Source organism: Acinetobacter sp. I-MWF (assembly GCF_025433935.1).
Taxonomy (GTDB): Bacteria; Pseudomonadota; Gammaproteobacteria; order Pseudomonadales; family Moraxellaceae; genus Acinetobacter; species Acinetobacter guillouiae.
Map to the genome: position 1 here is coordinate 1,354,715 of NZ_JAMBAR010000001.1, position 17,488 is coordinate 1,372,202.

Genomic DNA, 17,488 nt, shown 5'->3' on the forward strand with positions numbered 1-17,488 from the left:
AAAGCTCATCAAAAGGTGGGCTTTTATGAACTTTGATATGCTGAAATGTATTGAATATTATGCTACTGATCTTTATATTGATAAGTGCTTAGAGATGCTTTGCTATTGAGCAACTTGGATAAAGATATAAAATTAGTGGTGTCTTATACTCAATTTTTCGCTGTAGATGTTAGCCAATGAGGCTCAAGCTAATCGACTCGAAATTTTCTACTCTTATATTTATCTAAAAATGGAAAACAATGCATAAAAGTATAAATATTGTGTCAATAGAATACTTAAATAGGGCTTTTTGAGATATATATTGAATAAAGGTTGTATTACTTGCCTTTAAGGCGTATAAAGTCACTTCGTTGATGCGGGATGGAGCAGTCTGGTAGCTCGTCGGGCTCATAACCCGAAGGTCGTTGGTTCAAATCCAGCTCCCGCTACCAACGAAAAAAGATTCAAAGTTTATAGCCTAGTTTGCTTCATGCTTACTAGGTTTTTTTATGCTTAAAATTTATTGCATTGAATTTAAGCACTTTAGAATAGCAATGATATAAAAAGCGGACTCAATCCATCTGCTTATTTATGCTGGTTATTTGAAGATAAGTAGAATAGTGTTATTTAATGAGTTTTCACTTTTAGCTTAAGTATTCTATGGCTCAATCTAATCTATATAACTTACCTGCTAAATATTGGATGGGCAGAATAGCAATTGGATATGGCATTGGCTATTTTGAGGGAGCTGTGGGTGATAACTCTCCACATCGTCATCACGCACATCAGTTAAGCTTTGCAAAACAACAGGGAGAACGGATTCAAGTTATTGCTGATGATTATTGTATATGGAGTAGTGGAGTCTATATCGCAGCAAATACTTTACATCATTTGCAACCAGGAACTTACTGTTCGATCTATATTGATCAAACACATTTTCTTGCTGATGTCATTCAGCATTATTTACAAGCTTACTTACAACCAGACTCGTCGATTACGATATTGCCTGAAAGTTTGGTGGCTATTCTTAGAGTATATTTTATAGAACAAAATCAAACATTTGAATCTTTTCAAAAGCTTTTAAGTTATTGCAGTGAATCTAATTTCAAAGCTCAGTCAGTTAGAGAAGAGCGTCTTGCAAAATTTCTTATTCTCAACCATCAACAGAATTTGACAGTGAAACAAATCGCCTCACAATTCAATCTTTCAGAAAGTCGTTTTAGTCATTGGTTTAGTGACAATTTTGGTATTTCTTATCGTAGTTATCGGAAATGGTTACGCTTATTACAAAGCTTTCAAGCCATAGATCAGGATATTAATTTAACCAGCATCGCTCACCACGCTCATTTTTCTGATCAGGCGCATTTTAGTCGAACCTGCAAACAAATGTTTGGCATTCAACCTTCACTATTAAAATTTATTCCATCCATTGAGCAAATGCCAATATTACTTTTGTCAGATTAAAAGCTATAAGTGATATAGCGGTTTCGTTCAATTTTTCTATCCAGCCATTCAGCATACTCCTAAAACGTATTCTGTTGAATGGAGTTATAAATGAGTGCTTTTGTTAAAATATCTCTGCGATATTTATTTTATCCGCTTTGTATGCTGTTAACCGTATGGATGATGATGTTCATCGTCTCAGGGCAAGTTCCGTATTGGCCAAGTTCAATATTGTTCATCTTGCTAAGTGGTGTAATGATTGCATGGGTTGAGCATTCTTTGCCTTATCAAGTAAAGTGGTTGGATACACATCAAGATTTTGTTACAGATATCATCCATGCAATTTTTAATTTATTTTTGATCGTTTCTGTCTCAAAAATTATCGAATGGTTTGATCTTTTCCGATTTATTCCACGATTATGGCCCGACCATATTTCGGTATTTTGGCAGATATTGATTGTTGCTGTGGTGATTGATTTTGGTCTATGGCTCATGCACTACATGAGCCACAAGTATCGGTTTTTATGGAAATTGCATGCGATTCACCATCAATCACGTCGTTTATATTGGTTAAATTCTGAAAAGCGGCATCCACTGAGTGCAATCGTACTTGCTGGGCCTAGTTTGATCATCCTCGCGCTTTTGGGTGCTCCAAGTTTGCTGATTGGGTGTTGGATGATATTTATGGCCGTGCATTTGTTTTTTCAGCATGCAAATATTGATTATCGTGTTGGTCCTTTCAAATATATTTTTGCTGTAGCTGAGGTACACCGTATTCATCACAAGCATGGATTTGGACGTAAGAATTTTGGAGAGGTGTTCATATTTTGGGATATCTTGTTTAGAAGTTTTTACTATGAAGATCAGAGAATTAAAGATGATCAAGTTGGTGTGCGTAGTCAAATACCCAACCAGTATTTAGCTCAACTCCGCTGGCCATTTAAAAAGTAACCCTAAAGTAAACATAAGCAAAATTGATGTATGGAACATTGGTGTATTTGGTTCTGAAATAGAAAGTTAATTGACTTTTTATCAATGAACGAGAAAAGTAATTTATTTGAACAAGCTCTTGCAAAAGGGCTGTTCTAAATAGATAAGTCATTCTTTATCCATAATAAAGTTAAATATGTATAAGAAGGCTTGATTATTTATTTTTTTCCTGTAAAGTAAAGCCAACTAGAAAAAAGTCATGTTTTGGTAAATCTTCTCTAAGTATCGCAGTTTTAGTCATAATCCTTCGTTTTATTCAGATTTTAAGTTCAATTCTTTATTATTTTCGACGTTATCACTAGTCATAAAATGGCTTAAAATTTTTTAAATCTCAGTAGGATTGATTATGTCAAACTCAAATGTTGTTAAAGGTACAGTTAAATGGTTCAACGAAACTAAAGGTTTCGGTTTCATTCAACAAGAATCAGGTCCAGACGTTTTTGCTCATTTCAGCGAAATCGCTAACTCTGGCTTCAAAACTCTTGCTGAAGGTCAACAAGTTGAATTCAGTATCACTCAAGGTCCTAAAGGTCCTAACGCTGTAAACATTACTCCGCTATAATTCAGAGTAAGTTGTAAAAAAAGCACGATATCGTGCTTTTTTTGACTCTAAATTTTTATTTTAATTCATATTTATACTGAAACACTGAACCTGTTTAAAAGATCCATCATTCGCCTATCAGTAAAAATTTAAGCAAATCTAATCAATTTCTGCGCAAGGCTTGTCTTTTCTATTCGGGGTACTGTGTAGCTGCTGTGCTATTTCTAGATCAATAAACAAAAAGAAACCCGCATCATGCAGGTTAGTATGGCGTTTCTTTATTGTCTATAGACCACTCTCTCCAATGGTCACGGATACTATACATCTGTTCTTTAATAATAAAAACGCAGTAAAATAGTCGAGATAAATGTATAGTATCTTTTGGGTTCAATATGATTGATAAACCATAATAATTTAGATAACTGAATAGAATCTAGTAGACTTTTCTTTTACGCCATATTTTAAAACGAATTAATTTAAAAATATTTAAAACCAGTTGTATAGAATTTAATTTTGCCCTTCTTTGCGCGTAGCATTGGCTGGCATTTTTCATTGTTTTTATAGAGGCTTTATCTATGAGCATACGAAGTCTCGATCATTGAGTGAATAAATTCTGATATTGGTATTATTGTAAAATTAAATAGCCGATGAATGGTATTGAAAGTGAGACTCTTGTTATGTAAATTAAGTTTAGCTAAACATATATCACAAGTTTATATACCCACTTACTCTATCGGTGGGTATTTTTTATACAAGCAATGAAAAGGTTGACGATAATTTAATTTTAAAGTAAATTTAAATTGTTATTTTACTAATAATAAATAACAAAAATCCTTAGTCAGCGCAAAATTAAGGTAAGGCCTTACAGAAATGTAGGGCTTTTTTCTTTAGATAATAGCTATTTAGAATAAACTATTTTTGAAGTTGATGATTGGTGTACATATAAGAGTGGATATTGGTTTTTAAAACAGGCTTGCAATTACCGAAGAAAGGGGATTGTTTAATTGTATTCAAGTAACTGAGTGTTATTGTTGAAGTATCAATATTGAAGCATTTGCAGTAATGGAAGCCAAAAGCTAGCATACATCTGAACGAACTTAAGCAATGAATATTTTTATTGATATGACAAGTAAAAATGAATTTGTTAAATTAAGTGAAAGATACAATGGATGGTCGCGATATGAAAAAGTTAATTTTAGCAGGGAAGTTGGTTGAAGCGACGTTAGAGGGTGATCAAGTCACTAGATTGCTCATCGGAAATTTAGTCAGTTTTCTAATAAAAAATGGAACAGTGAGTTATGAAGAATATCTTCAATTTACTTTGCAAACAAAAAAAGAGTTGATCGAAAATTCCAAAGATTCTAGCGACTCTAAACTCAAAATGATTGAAAGTATTTTTGATCTTCATATTGATGATTTAAAGCAGATAAACACAATAGATGCTAAAAAAAACTTGAGTAGTAACTGATTCAATGTTTTGGATAAGCACTTAAAATGTAAGCAAATAAAAAAAAATATAATAATTTACTGTTTTTGCAGTATATTAAAGTGCGTTTGATGTATAAGCATAAATTTAATAATCATTGAATGTTTTGTTGACAGTTTTAGCTGTTTTTTATTTAATTTTTAAGGTGTTTTTATGAATAAACTTGATATAAATGTTAAGGATCAATTTGGAAAGTGTTACGCAGTTGAGGCAACATTAGATGATGTTGTGATAAATCCAAATAAAACTCATGAACGTATCAAATATATCATTGTTGAAAATGAACTTTTGCGTCCTAACTTTGAAATGCTTTTTGAAAGCAGCAAGAATGGTAAAATTTATAAGATTCTAGAACCTATGATTTAAATCGAGCCACCTACGGGTGGTTTTTTAATTGCTTAAATTTATAAAGAGATTATTTCCAACCTGGCGCTATTTCTTTAAGCATTGTATTACAGCAGGCTTTGGGTAATTTTTGTTACATAGTTTAATTTAATTAATAAATAAAGACTGATATAATTTTTTTGAATTGCTGTGCGACTCACACATCATTCATGCGCCTCCAAAAAATAAGCCCACTTTTTAGTGGGCTTTCTAATGCTATATCAATGACTGAGTTAATTAAATTGTTATTTGGGTAAGTGCGAAAGATGCCTTGATGAGGATAAAAGTATAATAGATCTTTATCGAAATATTAGACTTTTGGTCTTAAGTAAAAGGTTAAGTCATCACTTTTCGAAGCTAAAAGACCATAAGATAATCAGCCAATAATGGGTGCTATTTGAATGCTCTAGACGCCTATCAATAATTCTTTTAAACATATATAGAATAAAGGTTGTATTCCTTGTATTTAAGGCGTATAAAGGTGCTTCGTTGATGCGGGATGGAGCAGTCTGGTAGCTCGTCGGGCTCATAACCCGAAGGTCGTTGGTTCAAATCCAGCTCCCGCTACCAACGAAAAAAGATTTAAAGTTTATAGCCTAGTTTGCTTCATGCTTACTAGGTTTTTTTTATGCTTTTAAATCAGTTAGCTTTAGATCTTAATAATTAAAGCGCGGATAAATGCTGTGAAAAACTTGCAATTGAAAGCGAATTATGAGGTCAATGTCTAACTTAAAACAAAAATAATATGTAAAGGGTACTTTACATTACGCGATGTTTGACCTAAATTAATGTAAAGCTTACTTTACATGGGTGCCTGATGAAAAAATATAGATCTCTGATTGAGTTTAGCGCATCAATGCTGCTTTATCTTGTTGTGCTTATCTGTTCATTAAAATATTTAAAGAATGACGATATTCGCTATTCAACACAAATTTTTTTGACTTTATTGCCTATAATCCCTTGTATATTGGTGGGCTGGAGTGTAATTAGACAATTAGCTCGCTTAGATGAAATGCAACAACGCATCCAATTACAAGCTTTTGCGCTTGCGTTCGTGGGTACAGCACTCATTACATTTAGCTATGGTTTTCTTGAAAATATTGGCTTTCCTCATCTTTCTATGTTTTTTGTATGGCCCTTAATGGCAACGCTTTGGGGTGTTGGTATTGCAATTGGGACTTGGCGTTATCGATGAAAAATATCTTATCTGAATTAAGAGCAAAACAAGGCTGGTCTCAGCAGCAACTAGCTGAATATTTGGGGGTCTCTCGACAGACGATCAATGCGATTGAAAAACAGCGTTATGATCCTAGCTTACCTTTGGCGTTTAAAATTTCAAAAATGTTTGGCTTATCGATTGAAGCAATTTTTAACGCTGAAGATGATGACTAAAACTCATGATGAACGTCATTTTAAGACGCGATAAGATTGAATAAATCTTAAATAAGTATTGTAATAAATTTTTGTTATTTTCAAAAATGAAGACTATGGCTAAGAAGCAAATAATTACATTTGATGAGTTTACGCGTGAACAATTAATTAGCGCATTAAAAAAATATGCATTAAAGGAACTAGACTTGGATCTGGGTAACTTTCCAGCTCAATTTTTATTTGATTTTATCGTAGAAGAGTTTGGACATCATTTTTATAATCAAGCGCTCAATGATACCCATGAGTGGTTAGCAGAAAGATTTTCTCATCTAAATGAAGATTTATTTATCTTGTCTAAAGAAAAAATCAACAAAACAAAATAAGCAGCATCTTGGAAATCTTGTTCAGAATAGTGTCAATGCTCTAGGCCATAAAGTCATGAGTAGGGGGCAGTGATGAGTACCCAACGTATGCTGATAAGATTTTTAGAAAGCCCTATGTTGGGTCATGTTGATTTGATAAGGGGCTATTAAGCATTGAGTCGATCTCTGAAAAAATGTTCATTATTGATGCTGACCTCAGCATTCAATTTAAATCCTAGTGAATAGACTCCTTTTAACTTTTTGGTGTTGGGAGTACTAAAATTGTGATTGATTCAAAGCTCATTGGTTTAAATGCTTTATTTATAATTTTATCAAAAATTTACTTACCAATTCCCCATACAGAGGGGGTAGTGCTAATGCTAAGTCATTATCTCTATCTTCATATTGTAGTCCTTCCCAGCTAATAAATTGACCATCAACAATGATGGCGTTTTATGCAAGATTGAGCCAAGCTATATTGAGACTAAGTATAAAGATGAAGTGACACTGGTTTTACTTAATGCCAATTTAGCTGATGAAGTGTACTAATGATTTTCTAACTTTAGCTTAAGTGCATTATTCATTCGTTCAAAGCCTGGTTTGGTCTTTGTCTGTAAATTGTCTAGGAATGGTTTTACTAAAATTCCACTAAAAGCTTCACTATGGATTAACCTTGTTTGATTGGTGGTTATTTGTACTAATCTAAATTTATGTTCTCCATCAAATATTCCCTTCACTAATAATTTTCCGCGCCAGCTAAATTGTTTATTTTCCTGATTTTCAAGCACAACTGCTTTAAAAGACATTTTACTTGTTGCATCATTTTGTATGGTGACATTGATCTTACCGCCTTGATGGATGTCTCCTGAAAGGCTGATGATAAACGGATTCCAATTTTTATAATCTTCAAAGTTTGTTAAGGTTTTCCAAACAATATCAATAGGTGCGTTGATCAAAATTTCTGTTGTTATCTCAAATTTCATATCGGCTCTTTAATTAGCGTGTATTTTATACAATATACATGCCTTTTAATTTTTTAATATAACTAAAATTAAGATCACTTAACTGAAAATAAGAATATTAGAAACATTGAATTGTGTAAGTGTTATTTTATTGATTATTTATGTTATTGATTTATTTTGAAATTAAAGAATGTTTTGAATGATCAACTCAGCATTTAAATAATTAAAAATTTAGACAATTTCCTCGCTAGTAAGCATGCGGTATGAAGTCTGATTTGTAATAAAACATAATATTAGTGTGATATATTTCACGTAAATATTATTTAGTTTGAATCATAATACGTTTTTGTGTAAACTGTAGCAGTGGTTTTGTGATTTTAAAGAGGTAATAACGATGATTTGTTATGATGGAGAACATATTTTCCCAGAACGTGCTAATGAATTTAAAATTTTTTTAAAAGAATACCTTACAGAGCATCAAGCTGAATATTTACTAGAACAAAAAACCTTTGTATATGATAGTGATTGTGACGAGTTTTTAGAATCTGATATTCAGGAATTTTATAAAATTTGGTTGATTGTTTAACAAAACATGATCTGATATTTAGTGATAAAAGAGGTTTCTATAGCCTGATAAGCTTTAAAGCAAGTAAATGGGCGCTATCCTATTTCTTTATAGATTGAAATACTATCTAGAATAAAAATGTCCTGCACTCTGTAAGTTCTAAAGTAAATCATCAAGTCACTTTGGAAAATAATATCCTGCCACATTAGCTCTAAAAATTCATAGTTGATGGAAAGATGTAATGAGGCTTTATCTCATAGCACTGTTCATTACCATTTTTTTATAAAAAATCTAACCGTGTTTTCTTTAAATAAATTTTGCCGCCTCGATACGGCTAATTCAAAACTTACTTACATATTAACATTTTCCTGAGCATTTCCTCTCCATTGAGGAACATTCACAGAAATACTGTTCAGCTTATCTTTTGGGCTGATCGAGAGAGGATGTCTTCAGAATTCGCTTTCTGATTTACATATTATTTTTCTTTTAGTTGTTTTAAAGAACTTCTTTTGAATATGTAGGGAAGAATTGCTTGTAATTGGTGTGTTAAATATTTTAATGAAAAGTGTGGTAATAAATAAAAGTATAATTAAAGCTTATATTTGAATATATGTTGTTATTATTTGATTGTCATTAAATATATTATTTTCATAAGTATCTATATTTAATATTTTTTATCTTTAAGTTTTTGGTATTTTTTAGTTTTTATTCATGTTTTTATTCATTCTTATATCTGCATTATTAATTTTATTTGTTGGTTTTATTTTTTATTAAATGTTTTAAATATGGAATAATATTAACATAAGCCATTGTTTTTATTAAAATAAATTTACAAATTATTATCATTAAATAATATTTTATGGTAATTTTATGATACTTTTAAATATGAGTATGCTTTAAATCCTACTCATATTATCTCTACTTAATAAAAGGCATATATAAATGGCTAAAATTGACTTAACACCTTTAACCGAAATTGACGGATTCACAGCAGCAGCACTTGTTGATAGTACAAGTGGGTTATCATTGGCTGCATACGGAACAGGAATTGATTTAGAACTCGCTGCTGCTGGAAATACTGAGGTTTTAAAAGCAAAAATGAAAACAGCAGAAGCTTTAAAATTACGCGATACGATAGATGACATTTTAATTACACTAGGTAAGCAATATCACTTATTGAGACCGTTGGATAAAAATAATAATTTATTTTTATATTTAGTATTAGATCGTCAAAAATCTAATCTAGCAATGGCACGACATGAACTCAGAATTTTCGAAAAAGAATTAGATTTCTCTTAAAATAGGGGGTGGCTATTGCATCAATAATGTTGCGATAGCCTTTCATAATTTTCTTTTAAATTTAAATATTTGATAATATTTACAGTGATTTATAATGTTTTCTTGTTTTCATTGAAAATAGAATAATTTATTTAAATTCAATAGTATGGGGTAATGCTCCGAGTGTTATAGGATTAAAAGTTTTCATTGGAAATCTTGTAAATATTATTACAATTCTATAGCAAAGAAATCTAAGGAAAATGCGCTGTGGAAAATAAAACTGCAAGATTAACAATCCTGATTGATCCAAACAAAAAGCAAGCTTTTGAAGAATTGTGTAATCTTCAAGATTTAAAGCCATCTCAAGTTGTTCGTCAATTAATTCGTGAATATTTAGATAAGCATAATGTTGAATATTCAACTCAATCATCTGTAGCAAAGAAGAAGTAAAGATAATAAGTATAAATATTTCTGTTCGAAAATATTTTATTTGGCCTTAAATTTTATTTTATATTTCGAATTATTTTTAAAGTATAGAAATTAAATACTTCAATCACCGAAATTTAAGTTAGGATTGATTTCATCATGTCCGGTTTGTTGAATCACCCGTGATTAAGAAAATCATTTGCCATAAAGCTTTAATCATTTTTACCATACTTATTATATTTGGTCTTGGTATTCTGCTCAGTAAATCAGAGCTTCCTTTATCGCAAAAAGGGCATATTGAGACGGAATGCTTTGGTATCATCATTCCTGAAAATTTAAAGTACACCCAGTCTAGGCTGTACTGTAGGTGCTTTAAAAGCCGATTGAATTACAGCAATAGAAATGACATTCAGAAAATGTGTTTAGATAAATTGGGGCTGAAGGCACTGTAAAAATTGTATATTTGTCAAAATAAAAACACCTAAAAATCGAAGCTGAATAGGTATTAAATAGGCTTGGTTCTAGCCCATTTTTAAAAGCATAAATCAACATAAAATCCTCTGATCCTAATTTTTCTCAAAAGAGAGCTGGGATTTTTTATATCAAAATTCTCCATTCAGTATGATTGCTTTTGATTTATGAACAAGACATCTAAAGATGCTGAGGATGTATAAATCTTAATGATAATCAATAGAATAGGTTGTTTGGAGTCATGGGGTTATACATTTTTTTATAAAATAATTTTTGCTGGCTTGTCTTTTTTAATGTTATTTAGATTTTTTGATGTTTGATAAAACAGTAAATAAAATCAACAAAACTTATCTATTATCTACCAATTAAAAAAATATTCAATTTCAAAATTGCTGCAATATCGTTCAATAATGTTACTGCATCTTGCAGATCAAAATGTATCTGACTATATTAAAACTACAGTAGGTCGACAAGACGCTACGAAGTAGTTGGACAGATCAATGACGGCTTATTGAATTTGTGACTCCAGTTCAAATAAAAAATAAGCACTAGCTTTCCAACATAAAAAGCTCGCAGAAATGCGGGCTTTTCTTTTTCTGATTTTCTGAAACGTCATGAAATAATTCAATCAAGCTGTATTTACATAAAGTATTCAAAGCAACTCTTTATTTTATAAATAAAAAAAACAGTATTGTAGCTGAATTTTAACATTGCCATAAAATCTAACAACTTTCAGCTAATTTTTAGATTGGGGCATGCTATAAGAAAACAGTATATAAAAAAGAGGACAGAAAAATGACTGAAATGATTACAGTAAGGGTCAAGGATCAATATAGTAATGAGCTGAATGCGATGGCTTGGTTAAATAAACTGCAAGAGCATGAGGACACAGATAATTTATCATTGTTCCAAAAAATTGATCATATCGTTGTTGATGGCGAGAAGATCTTACCAAGTATCGAGTTGCTTTTTGAAAGTAAAGAGAGTGACAGCATTTATCGTGTGATTGAACAAGTCAGTTAATTTCTAGGATGAATTAAAAAAAGTGTTGGGGTAAATAGCCCAACACGTTTTATTTGTAACTTATTTAATAGAGATTAAGCAGCTTTAAAATGATCGAGTGTTACGGCAACAAGATGATATAAGGCTAAACGATTTTTGTTAGCATGCTCAATTGCATTTTTTTCAATTTTAAACTTATCTTGAAGCGTACCTCGAGAATAGCTTTCAACCAAAATATGTTGAGATGAAATAGGATCGCTTTTGATGCGTAGATCTTTTTGATATTTAATATTGGACACCGCAGTTAAACATTGTTCAAACGTTGGGTAAAAATTTGAAAGCTCTAAAGCTGTTTGGTTGGTCGATTTTGTAAGATATTGAGTCATAAGTGTCTAATTATTTTAAATCATTGGCTTATGATTCTACAGAATGCTTGTAAAACAGACAATGCGATTTTGTAAAGAGATATGAATGCATGGGAATAGGCTTGAGCTATTTTAAAAATTAATGTGTATTTCTCCTATTTAAACTTTCAAAGTTAGGATAACGTTGTGCCAATAAATCATCTCAATATACATACAACTTTGATTTATTGGCGGTAGCTTATTTGGCTTTAAGATTTTGATATTCGAAAATAAATCAAAAATACCCTTAAATAAAAAGACTTAGAATGACCTTAAAAGCACTTCATTTGTCATTCTAAGCACATTGAAATAAATATTTAGGAGCGATTTAAGATGATTGTAAATGTTGGAGTGAATAATTGATTTGTTGCATGGTCTGGTTTAATTCTTGAGGGGAGATTCGACTTTCTTGAAGTGCGGTAATCCACTGCATTTGACAAAATTTAATATCTCGAATTGATTTTGCCTGCTGTATTTGCATGACCAATTGTTTGGTCATCAAGCCGCAATGCGTTTGTAGCAGGGTAGACATTTTGTATTTGATGTCATCAAAATTTATATAATTCAGTTCAGGCGTAATTTCGGCATGCTCTACGTGTGTAGATGTGACCGTGCTAAAACTTTGCTGGATGGGGTTTGGATCTGCTGATTTTGTATTTTGACTTAGCTGGGTATCATTAATAATTGTTGAATTTTCAACTATTTTAGGCGACGGTTTAAAGCTAATTTCAGTTGTATGATTTGAAGGGGTTAAATGATTTGACTGTTCTAGCTTTAGTGATTCTGATGTTATTTTTGACTTTGTTTGAGATGCACCATTCACCTGATTTTGAAAAATTAGACCGAGTTCTTCTAGTTGCTGAATAAGTTCTGGTGTTGCAAGCCGTTGCTTTAGTGCACTATTCAAAATTTTAAAATCATCTGTGCCGATAAGAAGCAGTAACTGTCTTTGGCGAGCCGTGAGTTGAATTGAGCGGTGTTTTAAAGTCTGAATTCCCAAATCAGTTTTAAAATAGTGATCCATGAGTCAAATTATTCCCCAATAAATTGACCCCAGAATAAAGAATGAAAATTACACTAATATGACTTTTTTGTTACAAATCACCAGCTTAAAGTGTGACAATATTCGCATTCTCCAAAGCTTTACGTAAATAGGGGTCTAGCTCATCTTGACGAAGCAGCCATTGAACATAGTCTTTCGGTAACTCTGCAATCGCAGTCCCACGATGCTTACCAAAGTTAATACTACGTGGGATACGCGCATCTTCTGAGGCTTTATATAATTCTTCAATGGTCTGAATTTTGAGTTGGTAAACAATATGCATGAGAATATTTGCAGTTAAAATAATATCTGCATCTGCACGATGCGCACCTTTTAACATTTCACGTGCTTTCTCACTGCCTTTACTGATCATATAAATCAGTGCGGATATATTGTGTGCTTCAGCATCAGGCCAAACAAGACGAGCAAGTGCCAGCGTACAAATGGCTTTGATATGAGATGTATCTATTCCACACTGCTGTATAGCCCGAATATCGTAATCAATATTGTGCCCAATGATGTAAATGGTTTGTTGAGGAAGTTCAAAACTGGAAAAATTAGGTTGCCCTACAAGATCAGATTCTAAGATGTGATGAACTGCCATTGAGCCAAAAGAAATTTTTTCATTGCCAATACTATAAAGTTGATCGAACATTTGTTCTCGATCTAAGCTTAATTTCCCTTGTTGAATTTGAATTGGTGCATAAGCAATTTCAATGGGCAATCCATTGAGTGTATGAGTTTCAGTATCTAAAATAATGGCTTGCATACCTTTGTTCCTCAACAAATAGATAGGAAAGAGCGCCATATTAAACTAACTTTTTTAGGTGCGAAATACAAATGAAACCCATCTAAAATCAAGATAAGTGCTGACTTTTGCTTAAATCGCATTCAGTATCATTTTTTTAATGTGAAATATCTAAAAAATACTCAGAATTAATACTTTTAAATTGGTTGAAAGTTAAATCATAAAATCAAATATTGGTAAGAAATTGTTTATAGTTGAACTTGTTGAAATGTAATGAGCGTTGGGGTGTGTAGGTGATTTGTGAGAGGTGAGTGTATTTTAAAATATATTAATTTCAGTTGATTAATTAATAAATAATTAAATTATTAAAATAGTTAAGCAAATTTGTGAATTAAATTTCACTTGCCAAATTTATATTTATGGCTTAATCATAGTAAAGCTTAGCTTAAATATTTTGCGATATGACGTAGATGATAAAAAGTCATGGAGCAAATGATCAAGGGGTAGTGTTGACAAATGATTTGTTAGCACTGGAGTGATCGAAAAAATGATAAACAAGGATAGGATGAATCATATGAAATTAAATTTACTCTCAATCATGTTGCTTGGGTCTGGTTTATTTTTAACGGCCTGTGGTGGTGATGACAACAAGGGGGATAATTCGACCACAAGTCCAAATGTAAACGTTGATATAAACAATATTAAAAATCCTGTGGTGAATACACCAAAACCCTATGTCATTGAAAATTTTGATGAAGAATATTTTACTGTGCCGAATGCAGAAAAAGGTGTGGTGATGACCTATAAGATGAAAGGCATTAAAGGGCAAGAAACTCAGGCAACTGCATTGGTATTTACCCCAAAAACTGTACCGCCTGCTGGAGGTTGGCCTATTGTGGTTTGGGCGCATGGGACTACAGGTGTGGGCGACGAGTGTGCACCAAGTAGAAATGCATTAATTACGAATTCGATTTTAACTGGCGAAGATAGATCTATCTATAATATGATCGATAGCTTTGTTAAAGAAGGTTATGTGGTGGTTGCACCAGATTATGAGGGGTTGGGTGAGCCGAGTGGGAAAGAGATTCATCCATTTTTAAATTTAAAAAGTGAGGCTTATTCGATTACCGATGCAGTGGTGGCAACCAAAAGTTGGTTAGGTAATAAAGTCTCTAACAAATGGGCTATCTTGGGGCATTCGCAAGGTGGTCATGCTGCATTGGGTGCAGCACAGTATGCAGCACGTGCCAATATGGACTATAGGGGTGCAGTCGCAACCGCACCAGCAAACAATCTGGAGTTGATTGAAAACTTATCAGAAATGGCTTTGGCGAATAATAAGAATGTGCAAACTCAAATAAATGGCTATATGGTGCTCGATACGCTTACAGCCTATATGGCAGCAGGTATGAAAAGTGTTTATCCGACTGAACCTGTATACAGTATCGTATTTAAATCACCGACTGATAAAATTGCTGAGCAAGCAGAAGGCGAGAGGCAATGTATTGAATCGATGGCTTTTGGGTTTAGGATACCAATGATAAGTTATAGTAGGAAAAATAAAGGAAGTCTAGTTGGTTATCCACGTAAAAATGAGGGTTATACCCAGCATCCGATTGTAAGACAATTTCTTGATAAAGACTCACCACCACTACAAACTGTGGTTAAAACGCCGATTATTATTTATCAGGGCGGTAAAGATGTGATTGTATTGCCGCAGGCAACAGATGCCTTAGTGGCACAGGCGCGTGCTTTAACTACTAAAATTGATTATAGAACGGATCCGACTTGGGATCACTCTAGCGTATACTCAGTTAATGTTGAAAATGGTCAGTTGTTAAAAGATATTAAGACCTTGCTCGCCGATTAATCTTTGAGTATTTCTTGTTTTAATCCTTACAATGCAAAAATACCCTTATTTCTACGAATAAGGGTATTTTTTATATCATGGAGATCGGTATTTAATTTTAGAAAAAGCTCAATTGGAGACTTTTGGTCTATCTCTAGGCTATTCCTGTGATCTATCTCATTCATTGCTTCTACTAAAAGGCAGATCTTTGATTGGGTGATACAAAATTAAGATGGGTACTGCTTTTGGCTTAAATCACACTCAGGATCATTTTTAATGTGAAATATCAAAAAATACTAAAAAATTAATTCCTTAGAATTGACTGAAAGTTAAATAATAAAACTAAAGATTGATAAGAATTTGTTTATAGTTAAGGTTACGAAAAATATATTAAAAATAGGGTGTTAATAAGCAGTCCATGCAGGCTGATATTTTTTTAATGTTTTAACTTCAGTTAATTAAATAATGAAAACTTAAATTAATGAGATAATTTAATATATTTTAATGATTAAATTTCACTTGCTAAATTTATATTTATATCATAATTGTAGTAAAGCCTAGCTTAAATATTGCAAGGTATTATGAAGTAATAACTACACAAACATTAAACAAAGATGAGTGATCTATTGGATCAGCGTAGGCAAACGATTGGTTGACCCTGCTGAAGTGATAGAAAAAATGATAAAAAGGAAGAATTATATGAAATTTAAATTAGTTTCAGTCTTATTGGCTGGATCGACTCTATTTCTAACGGCGTGTGGTGGTGATGATAAAAGTGATCATTCATCCACTGGTCCAGATGCGAATACAGATGTGAACAATATTCAAAATCCAGTAGTAAATACACCAGTCCCCTATAATATTAAAAATGATGTTCTTCCGCCAAATGCGGATGAGAGTGTGGTGATGACCTATAAAATGAAAGGCATCACAGGGCATGAAACTCAGGCAACTGCGTTGGTATTTACCCCCAAAACAGCACCGCCTACTGGAGGTTGGCCAATTGTGGCTTGGGCACATGGAACGACAGGTGTTGCTGACACATGTGCGCCGAGTAAAAATAAATTATTTGTGGCTGGAATAGATGAGCATACTCAAAAAATGATCGATAACTTTGTTAAACAAGGTTATGTGGTGGTTGCACCCGATTATGAAGGTATGGGTGAGCCGAGCGAGAAAGAGATCCATCCGTTTTTAAATTTAAAAAGCGAAGCTTATTCGATTACTGATGCTGTGGTGGCAACCAAAAGTTGGTTAGGTAATAAAGCATCCAACAAATGGGCTGTTGCAGGACTCTCACAAGGTGGTCATGCAGCATTAGGTGCAGCGCAGTATGCAGCCCGTGCCAATATGGATTATAAAGGTGCAGTTGCAATGGCACCCGCAAATAATCTGGAATTGATCGAAAACCTTTCAGAAATGGCTTTAGCAGATCAGGATGGGGTAATTCAAATAGGCGGTTATGCTGCACTAGATACTTTAACAGCTTATATGGCAGCGGGTATAAAGGCAGTAAATCCAACTGAAGCTGCATACAGTATTATATTTAAAACACCAACTGATAAAATTGCTGAGAAAGCAGAAAAAGAATGTATTGCGGGAATGGGAGCAGCTTTTGCACTACCGATGACTGTTTATAATATTAAGAACGGCAGTCTTAAAGGTTATCCACGTAAAAAAGAGGGTTATAAGAATGTTCCAATCGTAAGACAATTTTTGGATAAAGATTCACAGCCGTTACAAACTTTAGTTAATACGCCGATTATTATTTATCAGGGTGGTAAAGACACTGTTGTATTGCCACAGGCAACGGATGCTCTGGTGGCACAAGCGCGAGCTTTAACCACTAAAATTGATTATAGAACCAATTCGAGTTGGAGCCATACAGGCTCATTCACAGCGAATGTTGATAATGGACAATTGCTAGAAGATATTAAGACCTTGCTTGCTAATTAATTTTTGATCATTTTAATTCTAACAGCGTAGAAATGCCCTTATGACTAAAAATAAGGGTATTTTTATATCATTAAGATCAGCCTTCAATCTTTCTTTGAAAAAATGACTTTAGAATTTTTGTTTTAATCTAGTTATTGATTATTTCTATTGAAATCAGTATTGGTTTTTGATTTACTCATCATCAGTGTTAGTTTTTAATATACATTAACTAAAAAGTCGAAATATTAAG

18 protein-coding genes and 2 tRNA genes are annotated in these 17,488 nt (G+C 32.7%); 16 read left to right on the top strand and 4 right to left on the bottom strand.

Annotated elements, in window-relative coordinates; genetic code table 11:
* Window positions 1–354 precede the first annotated feature (354 nt).
* The 10 genes from M2R48_RS06425 to M2R48_RS06470 all read left to right on the top strand — a co-directional run bounded on the left by M2R48_RS06425 (window position 355) and on the right by M2R48_RS06470 (window position 6,577).
* Window positions 355–431: transfer RNA gene (locus tag M2R48_RS06425), tRNA-Met, on the top strand.
* A gap of 208 nt (window positions 432–639) precedes the next feature.
* Entirely contained in the window at window positions 640–1,443 is an 804-nt protein-coding gene (locus M2R48_RS06430; protein ID WP_262085475.1) for a helix-turn-helix transcriptional regulator, read from the top strand.
* Window positions 1,444–1,533: 90 nt separating this feature from the next.
* Window positions 1,534–2,373 (top strand): sterol desaturase family protein, encoded by an 840-nt coding sequence (locus M2R48_RS06435; protein WP_262085476.1) that lies wholly within the window; start codon window positions 1,534–1,536, stop codon window positions 2,371–2,373.
* Between the two features lie 385 nt (window positions 2,374–2,758).
* The gene (locus tag M2R48_RS06440; protein WP_004721990.1) at window positions 2,759–2,974 is read left to right on the top strand and encodes a cold-shock protein; all 216 of its coding nucleotides are present in this window, start codon (window positions 2,759–2,761) and stop codon (window positions 2,972–2,974) included.
* Between the two features lie 1,144 nt (window positions 2,975–4,118).
* Entirely contained in the window at window positions 4,119–4,421 is a 303-nt protein-coding gene (locus M2R48_RS06445; protein ID WP_262085477.1) for a hypothetical protein, read from the top strand.
* A 171-nt stretch (window positions 4,422–4,592) separates the two neighbouring features.
* Complete coding sequence (locus M2R48_RS06450) at window positions 4,593–4,805, top strand: hypothetical protein (RefSeq protein ID WP_004721987.1); 213 nt, start codon at window positions 4,593–4,595, stop codon at window positions 4,803–4,805.
* Window positions 4,806–5,316: 511 nt separating this feature from the next.
* A tRNA-Met gene (locus M2R48_RS06455) sits at window positions 5,317–5,393 on the top strand.
* Between the two features lie 247 nt (window positions 5,394–5,640).
* The gene (locus M2R48_RS06460; protein ID WP_262085478.1) at window positions 5,641–6,018 is read left to right on the top strand and encodes a hypothetical protein; all 378 of its coding nucleotides are present in this window, start codon (window positions 5,641–5,643) and stop codon (window positions 6,016–6,018) included.
* Window positions 6,015–6,215, top strand: coding sequence for a helix-turn-helix transcriptional regulator (locus M2R48_RS06465; RefSeq protein WP_262085479.1), 201 nt, complete (start codon window positions 6,015–6,017; stop codon window positions 6,213–6,215). Before M2R48_RS06460 ends, M2R48_RS06465 begins: the two co-directional genes overlap by 4 nt.
* 95 nt (window positions 6,216–6,310) lie before the next feature.
* Entirely contained in the window at window positions 6,311–6,577 is a 267-nt protein-coding gene (locus M2R48_RS06470; protein ID WP_262085481.1) for a DUF2164 domain-containing protein, read from the top strand.
* Window positions 6,578–7,101: 524 nt separating this feature from the next.
* On the opposite strand, the gene M2R48_RS06475 is transcribed toward M2R48_RS06470, so the two are convergent.
* Entirely contained in the window at window positions 7,102–7,539 is a 438-nt protein-coding gene (locus M2R48_RS06475; RefSeq protein ID WP_262085482.1) for an SRPBCC domain-containing protein, read from the bottom strand.
* A gap of 373 nt (window positions 7,540–7,912) precedes the next feature.
* On the opposite strand from M2R48_RS06475, the gene M2R48_RS06480 reads away from it, so the two are divergent.
* From M2R48_RS06480 to M2R48_RS06495, 4 genes are all read left to right on the top strand, one after another.
* Window positions 7,913–8,104, top strand: coding sequence for a hypothetical protein (locus tag M2R48_RS06480; RefSeq protein WP_262085483.1), 192 nt, complete (start codon window positions 7,913–7,915; stop codon window positions 8,102–8,104).
* A gap of 921 nt (window positions 8,105–9,025) precedes the next feature.
* Window positions 9,026–9,382, top strand: coding sequence for a roadblock/LC7 domain-containing protein (locus M2R48_RS06485; RefSeq protein WP_262085484.1), 357 nt, complete (start codon window positions 9,026–9,028; stop codon window positions 9,380–9,382).
* A gap of 246 nt (window positions 9,383–9,628) precedes the next feature.
* Window positions 9,629–9,811, top strand: a complete 183-nt coding sequence (locus tag M2R48_RS06490; RefSeq protein ID WP_262085485.1) for a CopG family transcriptional regulator — start codon at window positions 9,629–9,631, stop codon at window positions 9,809–9,811.
* Window positions 9,812–11,053: 1,242 nt separating this feature from the next.
* Complete coding sequence (locus M2R48_RS06495; RefSeq protein ID WP_004721965.1) at window positions 11,054–11,281, top strand: hypothetical protein; 228 nt, start codon at window positions 11,054–11,056, stop codon at window positions 11,279–11,281.
* A 74-nt stretch (window positions 11,282–11,355) separates the two neighbouring features.
* Here the strand turns inward: M2R48_RS06495 and M2R48_RS06500 are convergent, their stop codons facing one another.
* From M2R48_RS06500 to M2R48_RS06510, 3 genes are all read right to left on the bottom strand, one after another.
* Complete coding sequence (locus M2R48_RS06500; protein WP_262085486.1) at window positions 11,356–11,646, bottom strand: hypothetical protein; 291 nt, start codon at window positions 11,644–11,646, stop codon at window positions 11,356–11,358.
* 346 nt (window positions 11,647–11,992) lie between these two features.
* Window positions 11,993–12,688, bottom strand: a complete 696-nt coding sequence (locus tag M2R48_RS06505) for a hypothetical protein (RefSeq protein ID WP_262085487.1) — start codon at window positions 12,686–12,688, stop codon at window positions 11,993–11,995.
* Between the two features lie 85 nt (window positions 12,689–12,773).
* A complete protein-coding gene (locus M2R48_RS06510) occupies window positions 12,774–13,475 on the bottom strand; it encodes a DUF3820 family protein (protein ID WP_262085488.1) in 702 nt (233 codons plus the stop codon).
* Between the two features lie 553 nt (window positions 13,476–14,028).
* On the opposite strand from M2R48_RS06510, the gene M2R48_RS06515 reads away from it, so the two are divergent.
* Window positions 14,029–15,324 (top strand): alpha/beta hydrolase, encoded by a 1,296-nt coding sequence (locus tag M2R48_RS06515; RefSeq protein WP_262085489.1) that lies wholly within the window; start codon window positions 14,029–14,031, stop codon window positions 15,322–15,324.
* Window positions 15,325–16,002: 678 nt separating this feature from the next.
* On the top strand, window positions 16,003–17,259 hold the full coding sequence (locus tag M2R48_RS06520; protein WP_262085490.1) for a lipase family protein: 1,257 nt from the start codon (window positions 16,003–16,005) through the stop codon (window positions 17,257–17,259).
* Window positions 17,260–17,488 lie beyond the last annotated feature (229 nt).

Excerpts from the sequence above, each read along its gene's own strand:
- M2R48_RS06430 (WP_262085475.1), top strand. The coding sequence starts at position 640 with ATGGCTCAATCTAATCTATATAACTTACCTGCTAAATATTGGATGGGC.
- M2R48_RS06435 (WP_262085476.1), top strand. The coding sequence starts at position 1,534 with ATGAGTGCTTTTGTTAAAATATCTCTGCGATATTTATTTTATCCGCTT.
- M2R48_RS06440 (WP_004721990.1), top strand. The coding sequence starts at position 2,759 with ATGTCAAACTCAAATGTTGTTAAAGGTACAGTTAAATGGTTCAACGAA.
- M2R48_RS06445 (WP_262085477.1), top strand. The coding sequence starts at position 4,119 with ATGGATGGTCGCGATATGAAAAAGTTAATTTTAGCAGGGAAGTTGGTT.
- M2R48_RS06450 (WP_004721987.1), top strand. The coding sequence starts at position 4,593 with ATGAATAAACTTGATATAAATGTTAAGGATCAATTTGGAAAGTGTTAC.
- M2R48_RS06460 (WP_262085478.1), top strand. The coding sequence starts at position 5,641 with ATGAAAAAATATAGATCTCTGATTGAGTTTAGCGCATCAATGCTGCTT.
- M2R48_RS06465 (WP_262085479.1), top strand. The coding sequence starts at position 6,015 with ATGAAAAATATCTTATCTGAATTAAGAGCAAAACAAGGCTGGTCTCAG.
- M2R48_RS06470 (WP_262085481.1), top strand. The coding sequence starts at position 6,311 with ATGGCTAAGAAGCAAATAATTACATTTGATGAGTTTACGCGTGAACAA.
- M2R48_RS06475 (WP_262085482.1), bottom strand. The coding sequence starts at position 7,539 with ATGAAATTTGAGATAACAACAGAAATTTTGATCAACGCACCTATTGAT.
- M2R48_RS06480 (WP_262085483.1), top strand. The coding sequence starts at position 7,913 with ATGATTTGTTATGATGGAGAACATATTTTCCCAGAACGTGCTAATGAA.
- M2R48_RS06485 (WP_262085484.1), top strand. The coding sequence starts at position 9,026 with ATGGCTAAAATTGACTTAACACCTTTAACCGAAATTGACGGATTCACA.
- M2R48_RS06495 (WP_004721965.1), top strand. The coding sequence starts at position 11,054 with ATGACTGAAATGATTACAGTAAGGGTCAAGGATCAATATAGTAATGAG.
- M2R48_RS06500 (WP_262085486.1), bottom strand. The coding sequence starts at position 11,646 with ATGACTCAATATCTTACAAAATCGACCAACCAAACAGCTTTAGAGCTT.
- M2R48_RS06505 (WP_262085487.1), bottom strand. The coding sequence starts at position 12,688 with ATGGATCACTATTTTAAAACTGATTTGGGAATTCAGACTTTAAAACAC.
- M2R48_RS06510 (WP_262085488.1), bottom strand. The coding sequence starts at position 13,475 with ATGCAAGCCATTATTTTAGATACTGAAACTCATACACTCAATGGATTG.
- M2R48_RS06515 (WP_262085489.1), top strand. The coding sequence starts at position 14,029 with ATGAAATTAAATTTACTCTCAATCATGTTGCTTGGGTCTGGTTTATTT.
- M2R48_RS06520 (WP_262085490.1), top strand. The coding sequence starts at position 16,003 with ATGAAATTTAAATTAGTTTCAGTCTTATTGGCTGGATCGACTCTATTT.